Origin of the sequence: Ruminococcus sp. D54t1_190329_F1 (genome assembly GCF_015551645.1) — a bacterium.
Taxonomy (GTDB): domain Bacteria; phylum Bacillota; class Clostridia; order Lachnospirales; family Lachnospiraceae; genus Blautia_A; species Blautia_A faecis.
The window spans coordinates 1-14,439 of the sequence record NZ_JADNDC010000038.1 but is presented as its reverse complement, the minus strand read 5'-3'; the positions used below and the strand labels follow the sequence as shown (position 1 = coordinate 14,439).

Here is a 14,439-nt window from a genome sequence, read left to right as displayed (position 1 = left end):
ATGGTGAATGCTTGCAATTGTTTTTTATGGAAAATGTCCATGAACGATAACAGTTTACAGGGAGGAAAAGAGATGTTTCTTGAAATTAAAGATTTGAAGAAAGGCTTTGGTTCCGGAGACAGCAGGACAGAGGTTCTTCGGGGAATTGATTTTTCTGTGGAAAAAGGGGAATTCTGCGTGCTTCTTGGACCGTCTGGTTCTGGAAAATCCACACTTTTGAATATTATCGGTGGAATTGATGAGCCAGATGAGGGCTATATTTCCATAGATGGGGAAAAAACAGGAGATATGAAGGAGAAAGCGCTGACTCTTTACCGCCGGAAGCATCTGGGATATGTTTTTCAGATGTATAATCTGATCCCAAATTTAAACGTAAAGGAAAATATTGAGGTGGGCGCATATCTCAGCGATAAGGCACTGGATATTGACGAGCTGCTTCATACACTGGGGCTTTATGAGCACAGACATAAGCTGCCTAACCAGCTTTCCGGCGGTCAGCAGCAGAGAACGGCCATTGGTCGTGCTATTGTAAAAAATCCGGACATTCTTCTCTGCGACGAGCCTACAGGTGCACTGGATTACAACACATCCAAGGAAATTCTGCGTCTGATCGAGCAGGTCAACCAGAAGTACGGAAATACCATCATCATGGTTACCCACAACGATGCCATTAAGAATATGGCAGACCGCATAGTGAAGCTTCGTGACGGTCAGATCCGCAAAAACTATCTCAATGAGTCCAAAGTCGCAGCCGACGATCTGGACTGGTAAGGCGGTGCGCTATGAAGAATCCATTGTGGAAACGTCTTCCAAGAGAATTGAAAAGTGATTTCGGAAAATATATTGTGATCTTTCTGTTTATGACACTGACCATAGGCTTTGTCTCGGGCTTTCTTGTGGCTGATGACAGTATGCTGGCTGCTTATGACGAAGGTTTCGAAAAATATAACATTGAGCATGGCAACTTTACCCTTTCTTCGAAAGCCAGCGAAAGCGATTTAAAGAAAATTGAAAAAAATGGAAAAGTACGAATCTGCGAAAATTTTTATCGGGATGAGGCCACAGATGCGGATCTGGACGGAAACGAAGAGGAAACCATGCGTATCTATCAGGAGCGTACCGATATGAATCTTGTGTGCCTGATGTCAGGGGGAATGCCAGCTGCAAAGAACGAGATTGCCATTGACCGGATGTATGCAGATAATAACAAGCTGAAGGTTGGTGACAAGCTGAAAATCGCAGGAGAAGAACTGACAGTTACCGGACTGGTGGCATTACCTGACTACAGTTGTTTATTTTCCGATAACAGCGATATGATGTTTGATGCTGTAAAATTTGGCGTGGGTATTATGACCGAGAAAGGTGCGGATGCTTTTGGAACAACCCATCTGGAGTACCGCTATTCCTGGCAGTATGAGACTGCACCAAAGGATGATATTGAAGCGAAAAACATGTCAGAGGATTTTCTGGAGGTTCTGGTCAAATATGGAAATGTGACAGGTTTTATCCCGGCCTATTCCAATCAGGCCATCACTTTTACCGGTGAAGATATGGGCGGTGATAAGGCTATGATGGAGGTGCTGCTGTATATTCTGATCGTCATCATTGCTTTTGTGTTTGCAGTTACAACAAATAATACCATTACAAAAGAAGCTTCTGTGATCGGGACTCTGCGTGCTTCCGGATATTCCAGAAGAGAACTTCTGGTCCACTATATTTCCATGCCGGTGATCGTAACTGTGGTTGCTTCTGTTCTTGGAAACGTGCTGGGCTACACCTCCTTTAAAAATCTTTGTGCAGGTATGTATTATGGCAGTTACAGCCTGCCGACCTATGAAACACGCTGGAATGCAGATGCATTTATATTGACCACAGTGGTTCCGGTAGTGATCATGCTGGGAATCAATTTGATTCTGATTTCAGGGAAACTGCGTCTTTCTCCTTTGAAATTCCTGCGTCATGATCTGTCTGCTTCCAAACGGAAAAAAGCTGTGCGTCTTCCGGACTTTAAGTTTTTCAACCGCTTCCGGCTTCGTATTATCCTGCAGAATAAGTCCAGTTATCTGACTTTGTTTATTGGAATCTTTTTTGCAAATGTACTGCTGCTTTTTGGAATGATGATGAAGCCGCTTCTGGATCATTATCAGGAAGAAATTTTGAAGAACATGATCGCGCCGTACCAGTATGTGCTGAATGTACCGGAGGAGCCAGATGAAGATGAGAAATATACGGTTATGGGAATGTTGCAGAAATTTCTTACTCCATCTTTGAAAACAAATGAGAAGTCAGCAGAAAAATTCTGCCTGAATTCCATGAAAAATGTATTGCCAGATCAGGAAGGAGAGACCATAACGGTCTATGGAATCGCGGACGACAGTGCGTATGTAAGCGCGGAACTTCCAACTGATGGAGTTCTGATTTCTGACGGTTATGCAGAAAAGTATAAGATAAAGACCGGAGATACCATTGTTCTGAAGGAAGCTTACGGAAGTGAGACTTATGAGTTTACAGTGCAGGGAATCTACGATTATCCGGCATCTTTGACGGTATTTATGCCGATTTCCTCCTACAGGAAAACCTTTGGGGAAAAGGAAGATTACTTTAACGGTTATTTTTCCCGGGAAAAGATCACAGATCTGGATGAGGATCTGATCGCAACAACAATTACGGAGGACGATCTGACAAAGGTCAGCCGTCAGCTGGATGTGTCTATGGGAGAAATGTTCCAGCTGATCAATATATTTGCAGTTGTGCTGTTTGCCCTCCTGATCTATCTGCTTACCAAGCTGATCATTGAGAAAAATGCCAATGCCATTTCTATGGTAAAGATTTTGGGGTATGAGAACCGGGAGATCAACAGCCTGTATCTTACATCCGCTACGTGGGTGGTGATCTTGTCCATTTTACTTAGCCTGCTGCTGTCTACCTGGACGATATATGGAATTTACGGATATCTGATGTCATCCTTCTCAGGTTGGCTGACCTTATATCTGAAACCAGCGGTTTATCCGGAGATGTTTGCGATGGGAATGGGAGCGTATGTGCTGGTAGCCTTGTTGCAATTTAGAAGGATCAAGAAGATTCCAATGGATGTGGCGCTGAAGAATGTGGAGTAAGAGAATTATAAGAAAATAGAATATTGGAGGATATTGGGGCAGACTTCTATTTCTTCGGGAGTTTGCCCTGATTTATGCTGAGCATTTTATTTTCGGCAATACGTTTTGAGGGTTCGGGTTAATAGTAGCAGCCAGGTTGGAACGGTGTTTTGTTTATTGAGAGATTTATTCATATTTTCATGTTGTGATTTGACAAAGTTTCGTATATACTTTCCCTTGTAGCCCAAAGTGGATATTTTGTATCCGAGCGGGACTTGCTGCGTATAATAATGAGAGCAGGTGCCCACACATTTTTTCAGAAGAGGAGATACGAACATGGATTACGCAAAAGAATCCTTAAAGATGCACTATGAGTTAAAAGGTAAAATTGAAGTTGTTTCAAGAGCAAAGGTTGATTCCAAGGATGCTTTAAGCCTTGCTTACACCCCTGGTGTTGCACAGCCTTGCCTTGAGATTCAGAAAGATATTAATAAAAGTTATGAACTCACCAGACGTTGGAATACCGTTGCTGTTGTAACAGATGGTACCGCAGTTCTTGGTCTTGGAGATATCGGTCCAGAGGCTGGTATGCCGGTTATGGAGGGCAAATGCGTTCTGTTCAAAGAGTTTGGTGATGTAGATGCTATTCCACTTTGTGTTCGAAGCAAGGACGTAGATGAGATCGTGCAGACCGTTCGCCTTCTGGCTGGAAGCTTCGGCGGTGTAAACCTGGAGGATATTTCCGCACCGAGATGCTTTGAGATTGAGAAGAAGCTGAAAGAGTGCTGTGATATTCCGATTTTCCATGACGACCAGCATGGTACTGCAGTTATTACGCTTGCAGGTGTGATCAATGCGCTGAAGGTTGTTGGCAAGAAAATCGAAGACATTAAGATCGTTACTTCCGGAGCAGGAGCTGCCGGAATCGCGATTATCAAACTTCTTATTTCCATGGGACTTAAGAATGTTATTATGACAGATCGTAAAGGTGCAATTTACGAAGGCCGTGAGGGTCTGAACCCAATTAAGGAAGAGATGGCGAAGATCACAAACGCCAATCATGAGAAGGGCTCCTTGAGTGAAGTGATCAAAGGCGCTGACGTCTTTATCGGTGTTTCCGCACCTGGAACCCTTACTCCGGATATGGTTCGCACTATGGCGAAAGATCCGATCATCTTTGCCTGCGCAAACCCGACTCCTGAGATTTTCCCGGATGAAGCGAAGGCAGCAGGAGCAGCAGTAGTATCCACAGGTCGTTCCGACTACCCGAACCAGGTGAACAATGTTCTCTGCTTCCCGGGAATCTTCCGCGGTGCCCTTGATGTCCGTGCATCCGACATCAACGATGAAATGAAGATTGCCGCAGCTTACGCCATTGCAGGCCTGGTAAGCGACGAAGAACTCTGCGCTGATTATATTCTGCCGGCAGCATTTGATTCAAGAGTGAAAGATGCGGTTGCGAAGGCTACTGCTGAAGCTGCCATTAAGAGCGGAGTGGCCAGGATCTAAAATTCTTTATATATCCGTTTGTTTTCTTCTGCGGAGAATAACTTTAAACGATGCCCGATGCGAATTGCCTTTGAATCCGTTCCATGCCCGATCAAAGGTGTTTTCGCAACGGGTGTCTTTTTTTCTGCGAATTCAAGAATCAGTTTTGCCATATCTGGTTGACAGTTATCCGCCTCCATTTTCGTAAATGTTCCTAACAGAATCCCATTCACCTTCTTAAAAACACCCATCTGGCTCAGCTGGCTTAAATAAGTCACCATCTGCGGCAGTTTTCCTCCAAAGGATTCCAGAAGTAGGATTTTCTCCCGCATATCCGGCCAGTAAGGCGTACCTGCCAGCTTCAAAAGGCAACGTATATTTCCCCCTACCACAATTCCTTCCATATGAGTCCCCCGCACAAATTCATAAGGAAAGTCATAAAGAGAAGAGGCATCTGCCAACGCAGTACTAAGCCAGTCCGTTATCTGGGACTGGCTGTGATCGTAGGTGAGATTTCGTATCTGGTACAGGACAGATGATTTCCCTGTTCGGGCATAAATGGCATTTATAATTGTTGTCAGATCACTATATCCCCAAAAATGCTTTTTTTCGTAAGCAATGGTCTGAAAATCCAGATAGGATAAAATCTCGTTGGCCATATCCCCGCCAGATACGTCAAAAATATCCGTGACAGAATCATCCTCATAAAATTTCATAAGAGCCCCGGCACGCTCCTTGGCAGTTCCAGCCTGTCCGTTTTCATCTCCATAAAGATAAGGGCTAAGATCTACTTCTAGTCCGGATTTTTCCAGAATCTGCACCAACATTTTTATTGTTTCGGCCTGTTCTGGCCTAAGTCCGTTGGAACAACAGACAATCCCGATTTTGCTTCCCTGTTTCATAAAAAGTAATCCTTTCTTTTCAATAAAGTGCATGTGATTTTTTTATACATGTAACTTTTTCACAGATTTTACTATCTAAAACAATGTATGAAGAATAAAAATACGCTCATTCAACACTTTTTATCTTCTTTTACATTATAAACAATAATTCCTCATAAATCCACCATTCATCCTGGAGCGTGTTTGAAAAAGCATTCCCGTAGTTGATGTTCACTGGTAACGTTTCGCAATCTGTACGCCCCACTTTGCGGTATATTTTGTAGAGATTTTTTTTAACACACTCTGGAATCCCGAAACATTTTCAAAAAGCACTGGTCAAAATTTACGAAATTGCAGTGAAAAAAAATGAGAAAAAAGTGCAAATAAATTATTGACAGCTTATATAAATTAGAATATACTAATCAACGTAAGCAAAACATAATAATGAATAGATGTTTCTAAAGCACAAAAAAGGAAGGATGATATGATGCCGTTATCAATGGTAAACGAAGGAGAGCCGCAGGTGATTAAAAAAGTCGGCGGTAAAGAAGAAACCCGTAAATTCCTTGAAAATCTTGGGTTTGTACAGGGAGCTACAGTAACCGTTGTAAGTGAGATCAGCGGTAACATGATCGTGAATGTGAAAGATTCCAGAGTTGCCATTGGCAAGGATATGGCGAATCGGATCATGGTCTGAAATCCAGAAAAAAGGAGCAAGTATTATGAAAACATTACGGCAAGTTGGCGTAGGTCAGACTGTCACAGTGAAGAGACTGCACGGCGAAGGACCAGTAAAGAGACGTATCATGGATATGGGAATCACCAAAGGGGTACAGATCTATGTACGTAAAGTTGCACCGCTTGGAGATCCTATTGAGGTAACCGTGAGAGATTATGAACTGTCTCTGAGAAAAGTCGATGCAGAAATGATAGAGGTAGAATAAGTACTGTACAGGATATAGTACTTTGCTGTGTGTACATAAGGGAAAAGTTACTGGTCACATATTTTTGAAAAACATTTTACAAATGTTGTCATATGAACAGTGGTAAAATCAGCACAGCATGAAATTGCATGTTCTGGAATAGAATGGGCAATTTTTTTTACCTTGTGGGTTAGCGAAACCTAATATAAGGTTGAAAAGCTAACAAACGAAAGCTGATTAAAACAATCGGCAGCACAGGGCAACTAAAATCAGCAGAAGCTGTATATAATAAGCCCGGAAAAAGAAAATCTGGAAAGAAAGAGGAGGCATGAAAATGTCGATTAAGATTGCACTTGCAGGTAACCCTAACTGCGGCAAGACCACATTATTCAATGCACTGACCGGCTCTAACCAGTTCGTTGGTAACTGGCCCGGTGTAACAGTAGAGAAAAAAGAAGGTAAACTGAAAGGTCATAAGGATGTAACCATCATGGACCTTCCTGGTATTTATTCCCTTTCCCCATACACACTTGAGGAAGTGGTTGCCAGAAATTACCTGATCAATGAAATGCCAGATGCGATCATCAACATCGTAGATGGTACAAACCTTGAACGTAACCTGTATCTGTCCACACAGATCATGGAGCTTGGTATTCCGGTGGTTATGGCTATTAACATGATGGATCTTGTTCAGAAATCCGGAAACAAGATACATATTGATAAATTAAGCAAAAAACTTGGCTGTGAAGTAGTTGAGATTTCCGCTCTTAAGGGAACCGGAATCATGAAAGCTGCTGAGAAAGCAATCAGCGCAGCACAGAGCAAAAAGAAAACAATTCCGGTTCACGAATTTGCACAGGATGTTGAGGATGCGATCAAATCTGTTGAGAATAAGCTGACAGGAACTGTTGCAGAGGCTCAGAAACGTTTCTTTGCAATCAAGCTTATCGAGAAAGATGACAAGATCGTAGAGCAGATGAAGAGCGTTCCGGATGTGTCTTACGAAGTAAAGGCTCTGGAAGATAAATTCGATGATGATACAGAGAGTATTATCACAAACGAGCGTTATGTATACATCTCTTCCATTATTGGACAGTGCTATACAAAATCCTCTACAGGAAAGAAGCTTACAACCTCCGATAAGATCGACAGAATCGTAACCAACAGATGGCTGGCGCTTCCGATCTTCGCAGTTGTAATGTGGGTTGTTTATTATGTGTCTGTAACCACTGTTGGAACTATTGTAACAGATTGGACAAATGATGTACTCTTCGGTGAGATTATTCCTCCGGCAGTTGAGTCTGCTCTGGAAGCTGTAAATTGCGCTGCATGGCTGCAGGGACTGATCCTTGACGGTATTGTTGCCGGTGTTGGCGCTGTACTTGGTTTCGTACCGCAGATGCTGGTTCTGTTCCTGTTCCTTGCATTCCTTGAGTCCTGCGGTTACATGGCTCGTGTTGCATTCATCATGGACAGAATCTTCCGTAAATTCGGTCTTTCCGGAAAATCCTTCATCCCAATGTTGATCGGTTCCGGATGTGGTGTTCCTGGAGTTATGGCTTCCCGTACAATCGAGAACGACCGTGACCGTAAAATGACAATTATGACCACAACATTTGTTCCTTGTGGTGCGAAGCTCCCGATCATTGCAATGATTGCAGGTGCATTCTTTAACAACAGCGGATGGGTTGCGACAAGCTGTTACTTTGTTGGTATCGCAGCAATCATCTGCTCCGGTATCATCCTTAAGAAAACAAAAATGTTCGCTGGCGAGCCGGCACCATTCGTTATGGAGCTTCCGGCATATCACTGGCCGACAGTCGGCAATATTCTGAGAAGCATGTGGGAGAGAGGCTGGTCTTTCATCAAGAAAGCTGGTACCATCATTCTTCTTTCCACAATCGTTCTCTGGTTCCTCATGGGATTCGGCTGGGAAGGCGGTTCCTTCGGAATGGTAGAAGAACTGAACAACAGTATTCTTGCCAAGATTGGTTCTGCTATCGCCTGGATTTTTGCTCCTCTTGGATGGACAAAAGCAGGAGAGGGCTGGAAGATGGCAGTTGCAGCCGTAACAGGTCTTATTGCAAAAGAGAACGTTGTTGCTACATTTGGTATGCTCTTCGGATTTGCAGAGGTTGCAGAGGATGGAGCTGAGATCTGGGGAAATCTTGCACAGGTTATGACTCCAATTGCAGCTTACGGATTCCTGGTATTCAATCTTCTTTGCGCTCCGTGCTTCGCGGCTATGGGTGCAATCAAGAGAGAGATGAACAACGCAAAATGGTTCTGGTTTGCAATCGGTTATCAGTGTGGTCTTGCTTATGTAGTTTCACTTTGCATTTATCAGATTGGTACACTGCTTACAGGCGGCGGATTTGGAATCGGAACTGTTGTAGCATTTGTTCTGGTTGCAGCATTCCTGTACTTGCTGTTCAGACCATATAAAGAGAGCAACAGCTTAAAAGTTAATACAAAGAGTATTGCTTAAGCAAAGTTCTTAAATAATTCAGCCTGTATCCCTTAAAGAGATACAGGCTGGAATTTTTATATAAGGGGAAATCACAATAGTATTTCGGTTTGGAAAAGAGATGTTCTGCAGCAGTGAAGGCGCGAACCGTTATGATTTCTCTTTATATAGAAATTCCAGCTCCTGGCATAAAATCACACAGAAATCAAAAAGGATGGCGATGAAAATGATGAAAAATGCAGTTGAAGAAAAAGCATATGAAAATCAGGAAGCATATCAGCGCACACAAATGCAGAAAGATATGATTTTTGAACGATTACGCGAACAGGGCTGCAGGATCACCAGACAGCGCCAGCTGATCCTGGATATTATTCTGGAGGAGGAGTGTTCCTGCTGCAAGGAAATTTATTACAAGGTGCAGGAGAAAGATCGAAATATTGGACCGGCCACAATTTACCGCATGGTAAATATGCTGGAAAAAATCGGCGCCATCAGCCGCAAGAACATGTACCGGATTTCCAGCTGTGAAGCATGCTGCCAGGAAAATGGCTGCACTGTAAGACTCAGCGATGATACTGTCTGTAAGCTGCCTTCTGAAGTCTGGAAACAGGTTGTAAGAGCTGGATTGAAAAATATGGGCTATATCGGAGATCAGGATATTGAAAGTATTGAGATGACCATGTCAAAGTGCAGGGCTTGAAATCTGGCAGTGACAGAATGAAGGCATATAAAAATAGCAGTTATCTGGGGAAGAAAACTAGATTTTTTTTCAAACACGCTCTAAAACAGGGAGATAATGAGAATATTTCTCGATAAGCAAAATAGCACTGGGAATTTCAGAAAAACTGATATATAATACCAAAATATTGAAAAACAATTAACAACAATAATGTTTCACTATAAGGAGGAATTTAATCATGGCAAGTTTTAAATGGGACAAGACAGGACTTTTTGCAGCAGGTGTTTTATTCGGAACTGCAGGTATCAAGTTTCTTTCCAGTAAAGATGCGAAAAAAGTTTACACAGAGTGCACAGCAGCTGTTTTAAGAGCAAAGGACTGTGTAATGAAGACGGTTACAACTGTTCAGGAAAATGCAGGTGATATCTATGCAGATGCACAGCAGATCAATGAGGACAGAAAAGCAGCTGAGGAGCCGTTTGAGGATGAGGTAGCTGAGAGCGAGACTGAGTTTAAAGAAACTGAAGAAGCTGAGACAGAGGAAACTGCTGAGTAAGATGGCAGTGAAATACATTGCAAACATATTGGGGACTGCCGTTTTTGCGACAGTCCTCTTAATCGTTGCTGTTCGTTCGAAAAGTTCTGCCGGATATTTTGGGTGAACAAATTTTACTGAAAACGCGAAGAGTGTAGCGCGAAGTGATTGTGGTGAACGTAATGAACAGCAACTTTTGCTTTGAAGAAAAAGTAGGTGAACAAGTTGAAATTTACAGTTAAACATGAGAAAAAAGGACGTATCAGAGTCCATCTTTTTCAGAAATATATGAATTTTACCCAGGCAGATACCCTTCAGTATTACCTGGAAAATCTGGATGGAGTAAAGAAGGCTCAGGTTTTTAACCGTACCAGTGATGCTCTTATCTATTACACTGGAGAGCGAAATGAACTGTTAAAGGCAATTCAGGCATTTGGTTACAGCCGTGTCAGCGTGCCTGCCCAGGTGCTGGAGAATTCCGGAAGAGAATTAAACGAGACTTATAAGGAGAAGCTGGTAAATAAAGTTATTTTCCATTACGGACGTAAGCTGCTTTTGCCATATCCATTGTCTGCAATCTATACCACTGCAATGTCTGTGAAATACATCTGGCTGGGGGTTAAGACACTCTGGAAGCGTAAGATCGAGGTTCCGGTTCTGGATGCAACTGCAATCGGTGTTTCTATTTTCCGCGGCGACTTCTCCACAGCCGGTTCTGTTATGTTCCTGCTTGGAATCGGAGAATTGCTAGAGGAGTGGACCCACAAGAAATCTGTGGATGATCTGGCACGTACCATGTCTCTGAACACTGGTAAGGTATGGCTTCGCAGTGAAGGAACAGAGGTGCTGGTGGACGCAGACAAGATTCAGGCTGGTGACCTGGTTGTGGTACATATGGGAAACGTGATCCCATTTGACGGTTTGATCGCAGAGGGCGAGGCTATGGTAAACCAGGCTTCCCTGACTGGTGAATCTGTTCCTGTAAGAAAAGTGGAAGGAAATTCTGTATACGCAGGTACGGTTGTGGAAGAGGGCGAGGCTGTCATTACTGTAAAAGCAGTTGGTGGTTCCAGCCGTTATGAGAAAATCGCAGCCATGATTGAGGATACTGAGAAACTGAAATCCGGTCTTGAGAGCAAGGCCGAGCACCTGGCGGACAGACTGGTTCCATACACACTTGGCGGTACTGCACTTACTTATCTGCTTACCAGAAATGTAACCAAGGCTGTCTCCGTATTGATGGTTGATTTCTCCTGTGCCCTGAAGCTGGCAATGCCGGTTTCCGTACTTTCCGCTATCCGGGAGGCAGGAGAATACAAAATCACTGTGAAGGGCGGTAAATTCCTGGAGGCAGTTGCGGATGCCGATACGATCGTATTTGACAAGACTGGTACTCTTACCAAGGCAGAACCTACAGTAGCTAAGGTTGTCCCATTTAACGGACAGAACGAAAATGAATTGCTAAGAATCGCAGCTTGTCTGGAAGAGCATTTTCCTCATTCCATGGCGAAAGCTGTTGTTGACGCAGCGAAGAAGAGAAAACTGGATCATGAGGAAATGCATTCCAAGGTAGAATATATTGTAGCTCATGGTATTTCTACAACCATTGAAGGGAAAAAAGCAATCATCGGAAGCTCCCATTTTGTATTCGAGGATGAGAAATGCACCATTCCGGAAGGCATGGAAGAGAAGTTTAAAAATCTTCCAAATGAGTATTCCCATCTGTATCTTGCAATTGAAGGCAGTCTTGCAGCTGTTATCTGTATTGAGGATCCTCTCCGTGAGGAAGCTCCTGCAGTTGTAAAAGCACTGAAGAAAGCCGGATTTAGTAAGGTGGTTATGATGACCGGAGATAGTGAGCGTACAGCCAAAGCAGTTGCAGCCAAGGTTGGCGTTGACGAATATTATTCCGAGGTTCTTCCTGAAGATAAAGCAAGCTTCGTGGAAAAAGAGAAAGCAAAAGGACGCAAGGTTGTCATGCTTGGTGATGGAATTAACGATTCTCCGGCACTTTCTGCAGCTGACGCAGGTATTGCAGTAAGTGAAGGCGCCGAAATTGCAAGAGAGATCGCAGACATCACTATCGGTGCGGATAATCTGGAAGGTATTGTAATTCTGAAGCATATCAGTGACGCGCTGATGAAGCGTATCCACAATAATTACAGAACAATCGTAGGATTTAACACTGGCTTGATCCTGCTGGGAGTTGCCGGAATCCTGCAGCCAACTACCTCCGCGCTGCTTCACAATACTTCCACACTGCTGATCGGTATGAACAGTATGAAGAATCTGGTGGGCACTGAGGAAATCTGAACAGATGTGTCGCGCATTGCGGGCATTGTAAAAAAAATCGGGTTCTGATTGTGGGAATGATTTTTCAAACACGCTCTGCGGTAATAGTGGAACTTCTGAATATAATCAGAGAGTTAATGAGACTGTTTTTCATTAGCTCTCTTTTTTTTGCTTAGTACTTGACAGAAATAAAGAATTAGTGTAAACTAACATCATAAAAGTTAGCATAAGCTAACCAAAGCGTAGAACTATAAAAAAATATATAATCAGTACCTTTTACATAAAATGCAAAGGACTGCAACAACTAAAACATATTTCAGAAGTGCAGGCGTTACTGGGAAGGTTGTAAACAGTAAACGAAAAGCTTCTAATTTTTTCAACAAAGGGTTAGAATAGACTAACGAAAATAAGGAGAAAACATTGCATGGAAGCAGGGAGTTTTCTTCATTTTCAGAAGCTTCAGGAAACCCGGAAAGGACAATTTACATGAGTATTGTAATTATCGGCGGAAATGAGAGAATGGTATGTCAGTATACCGATATCTGCAAAGACTATGGATATAAGGCGAAGGTTTTTCCAAAAGAGAACGGCGCCATCCGTAAAAAAATCGGATGCCCGGATCTGATGGTGCTTTTTACCAATACAGTGTCCCATAAAATGGTCATCAGTGCATCCCAGGAAGCAAAGAAAAACAACATTCCGGTAGCACGCATTCATACCAGCAGCGCAAGCGCTTTAAAGTGTGCGTTGGATGAGCATGCAGTGATGGCATAAAAAAGATAAGGAGTTTATCATGATCGAGAAATGTCTCATTGAGCACTGTGCTCCCACCCTTGCTTCATTAAAAGCAGCCAATCTTTTCAATGCCTGTTGCGAAGAGGGAGAAAATATAGACCTTCAGATTTCCTGGTGGAATCAGCTGATGAATCCAAAGGGCGTGAAGCTGCTGGCACTGCGCAGCCGTGGAAACCGTTCTCTGGTTTATGTATACCGGGAAAAACAGCTGGCACGGAATCTGAATCGTCCTGGAGTTGCCCGGTTTCTGGAAAAATATGGATATGAAAATACAGAACCGGAACAGTGCCTGGCGTTACTGAAGAAGCGATTTGAGGCATCAGAGGATTTTCCACATGAGATTGGGATTTTTCTTGATTATCCACTTGGAGACGTAATCGGTTTTATCCAGAATGGCGGACAGAATTATAAATGTTCCGGCTGCTGGAAAGTATATTGTAATGAATGTGAAGCATTGAAAATGTTTCAGAAATACCATAAATGCCGTGAAGTTTATCGGAATTTATGGGCAAAAGGCAGGAGTGTTCTGCAGCTGACAGTGGCTGCTTAACATACAATGAAAGTCCCTTATGGGTGATAGCTAAAAAGCGATAAGAGTCGCGGAAAAGCTGATTTTCGTTACTAAAGTGCCGGATGTGGAGGAAACAAACATAAATGATCTCGCAGACCGGCAATAAAATTATAAAAGAAAGAGGTTAAGTGAAGTTATGAGTAAAGTAGCAGTTGTATATTGGAGCGGAACTGGTAATACAGAGGAAATGGCAAATAAAGTAGCGGAAGGCGCAAAAGCTGCAGGAGCTGAAGTAGAAGTGATCAGTGCAGATGATTTTGAGGGAACAGACATCAGCAGTTTTGACGGCGTAGCTTTTGGATGCCCTGCAATGGGAGATGAGGAGCTTGAGGATACTGTGTTCCAGCCGGTATTCGAGGCATGTGAGTCAAAGCTTGCAGGCAAAAAAGTAGCTCTTTTCGGTTCCTATGGATGGGGAGATGGCGACTGGATGCGCAGCTGGGAAGAAAAATGCCAGAACGACGGCGTAACACTTGCTGTTGCCAGTGTGATCTGCAACGAAGAGCCAGATGATGAGGCTCAGGCAGCCTGCATCGAGCTTGGAAAAGCTATCTGCTGATTGGAACTGTTTTTGAAAAAAACAGAATATAGATTATTATAACAATAATAACATTTACAGCCGCTATTAGTGCAAATTGATATGATACCTCTAAAGTAGACAGATTAAATATAAAAATCTGTTACTTTGGAGGTATTTTTCATGCCAAAATCAA

General features: G+C 43.0%; 13 protein-coding genes. 12 read left to right on the top strand and 1 reads right to left on the bottom strand.

The window, feature by feature from the left end; translation table 11 throughout:
• Nucleotides 1-72: 72 nt before the first annotated feature.
• The 3 genes from I2D69_RS15705 to I2D69_RS15695 all read left to right on the top strand — a co-directional run bounded on the left by I2D69_RS15705 (nt 73) and on the right by I2D69_RS15695 (nt 4,604).
• Nucleotides 73-771: an ABC transporter ATP-binding protein gene (locus I2D69_RS15705; protein WP_195380209.1), complete on the top strand. Its 699-nt coding sequence runs from the start codon at nt 73-75 to the stop codon at nt 769-771.
• Between the two features lie 11 nt (nt 772-782).
• A complete protein-coding gene (locus I2D69_RS15700) occupies nt 783-3,116 on the top strand; it encodes an ABC transporter permease (protein ID WP_195380208.1) in 2,334 nt (777 codons plus the stop codon).
• A 315-nt stretch (nt 3,117-3,431) separates the two neighbouring features.
• A complete protein-coding gene (locus I2D69_RS15695; protein WP_148461790.1) occupies nt 3,432-4,604 on the top strand; it encodes a malic enzyme-like NAD(P)-binding protein in 1,173 nt (390 codons plus the stop codon).
• On the opposite strand, the gene I2D69_RS15690 is transcribed toward I2D69_RS15695, so the two are convergent.
• On the bottom strand, nt 4,601-5,485 hold the full coding sequence (locus I2D69_RS15690; RefSeq protein ID WP_195380207.1) for an LD-carboxypeptidase: 885 nt from the start codon (nt 5,483-5,485) through the stop codon (nt 4,601-4,603). The genes I2D69_RS15695 and I2D69_RS15690 overlap by 4 nt on opposite strands.
• A gap of 463 nt (nt 5,486-5,948) precedes the next feature.
• On the opposite strand from I2D69_RS15690, the gene I2D69_RS15685 reads away from it, so the two are divergent.
• The 9 genes from I2D69_RS15685 (at nt 5,949) to I2D69_RS15645 (ending at nt 14,285) form a co-directional block, all read left to right on the top strand.
• Nucleotides 5,949-6,161 carry a FeoA family protein gene (locus tag I2D69_RS15685; protein ID WP_118581835.1) on the top strand — a complete coding sequence of 71 codons (213 nt, stop codon included), beginning with the start codon at nt 5,949-5,951 and terminating at the stop codon, nt 6,159-6,161.
• Nucleotides 6,162-6,186: 25 nt separating this feature from the next.
• Nucleotides 6,187-6,408, top strand: a complete 222-nt coding sequence (locus tag I2D69_RS15680) for a FeoA family protein (RefSeq protein ID WP_118581832.1) — start codon at nt 6,187-6,189, stop codon at nt 6,406-6,408.
• Between the two features lie 313 nt (nt 6,409-6,721).
• Nucleotides 6,722-8,875, top strand: coding sequence for a ferrous iron transport protein B (feoB, locus tag I2D69_RS15675; protein WP_195380206.1), 2,154 nt, complete (start codon nt 6,722-6,724; stop codon nt 8,873-8,875).
• A 205-nt stretch (nt 8,876-9,080) separates the two neighbouring features.
• A complete protein-coding gene (locus I2D69_RS15670; protein ID WP_148461787.1) occupies nt 9,081-9,554 on the top strand; it encodes a transcriptional repressor in 474 nt (157 codons plus the stop codon).
• 217 nt (nt 9,555-9,771) lie between these two features.
• Nucleotides 9,772-10,089 carry a DUF6110 family protein gene (locus tag I2D69_RS15665; protein ID WP_148461786.1) on the top strand — a complete coding sequence of 106 codons (318 nt, stop codon included), beginning with the start codon at nt 9,772-9,774 and terminating at the stop codon, nt 10,087-10,089.
• A gap of 204 nt (nt 10,090-10,293) precedes the next feature.
• Nucleotides 10,294-12,381 carry a heavy metal translocating P-type ATPase gene (locus I2D69_RS15660; protein WP_243243840.1) on the top strand — a complete coding sequence of 696 codons (2,088 nt, stop codon included), beginning with the start codon at nt 10,294-10,296 and terminating at the stop codon, nt 12,379-12,381.
• Between the two features lie 465 nt (nt 12,382-12,846).
• On the top strand, nt 12,847-13,134 hold the full coding sequence (locus I2D69_RS15655) for a DUF2325 domain-containing protein (protein ID WP_118581906.1): 288 nt from the start codon (nt 12,847-12,849) through the stop codon (nt 13,132-13,134).
• A gap of 19 nt (nt 13,135-13,153) precedes the next feature.
• The gene (locus I2D69_RS15650; RefSeq protein ID WP_195380205.1) at nt 13,154-13,705 is read left to right on the top strand and encodes a DUF3793 family protein; all 552 of its coding nucleotides are present in this window, start codon (nt 13,154-13,156) and stop codon (nt 13,703-13,705) included.
• 157 nt (nt 13,706-13,862) lie between these two features.
• Nucleotides 13,863-14,285: a flavodoxin gene (locus I2D69_RS15645; protein WP_173773072.1), complete on the top strand. Its 423-nt coding sequence runs from the start codon at nt 13,863-13,865 to the stop codon at nt 14,283-14,285.
• Nucleotides 14,286-14,439: the final 154 nt, after the last annotated feature.

Excerpts from the sequence above, each read along its gene's own strand:
- I2D69_RS15705 (WP_195380209.1), top strand. The coding sequence starts at position 73 with ATGTTTCTTGAAATTAAAGATTTGAAGAAAGGCTTTGGTTCCGGAGAC.
- I2D69_RS15700 (WP_195380208.1), top strand. The coding sequence starts at position 783 with ATGAAGAATCCATTGTGGAAACGTCTTCCAAGAGAATTGAAAAGTGAT.
- I2D69_RS15695 (WP_148461790.1), top strand. The coding sequence starts at position 3,432 with ATGGATTACGCAAAAGAATCCTTAAAGATGCACTATGAGTTAAAAGGT.
- I2D69_RS15690 (WP_195380207.1), bottom strand. The coding sequence starts at position 5,485 with ATGAAACAGGGAAGCAAAATCGGGATTGTCTGTTGTTCCAACGGACTT.
- I2D69_RS15685 (WP_118581835.1), top strand. The coding sequence starts at position 5,949 with ATGATGCCGTTATCAATGGTAAACGAAGGAGAGCCGCAGGTGATTAAA.
- I2D69_RS15680 (WP_118581832.1), top strand. The coding sequence starts at position 6,187 with ATGAAAACATTACGGCAAGTTGGCGTAGGTCAGACTGTCACAGTGAAG.
- feoB (WP_195380206.1), top strand. The coding sequence starts at position 6,722 with ATGTCGATTAAGATTGCACTTGCAGGTAACCCTAACTGCGGCAAGACC.
- I2D69_RS15670 (WP_148461787.1), top strand. The coding sequence starts at position 9,081 with ATGATGAAAAATGCAGTTGAAGAAAAAGCATATGAAAATCAGGAAGCA.
- I2D69_RS15665 (WP_148461786.1), top strand. The coding sequence starts at position 9,772 with ATGGCAAGTTTTAAATGGGACAAGACAGGACTTTTTGCAGCAGGTGTT.
- I2D69_RS15655 (WP_118581906.1), top strand. The coding sequence starts at position 12,847 with ATGAGTATTGTAATTATCGGCGGAAATGAGAGAATGGTATGTCAGTAT.
- I2D69_RS15650 (WP_195380205.1), top strand. The coding sequence starts at position 13,154 with ATGATCGAGAAATGTCTCATTGAGCACTGTGCTCCCACCCTTGCTTCA.
- I2D69_RS15645 (WP_173773072.1), top strand. The coding sequence starts at position 13,863 with ATGAGTAAAGTAGCAGTTGTATATTGGAGCGGAACTGGTAATACAGAG.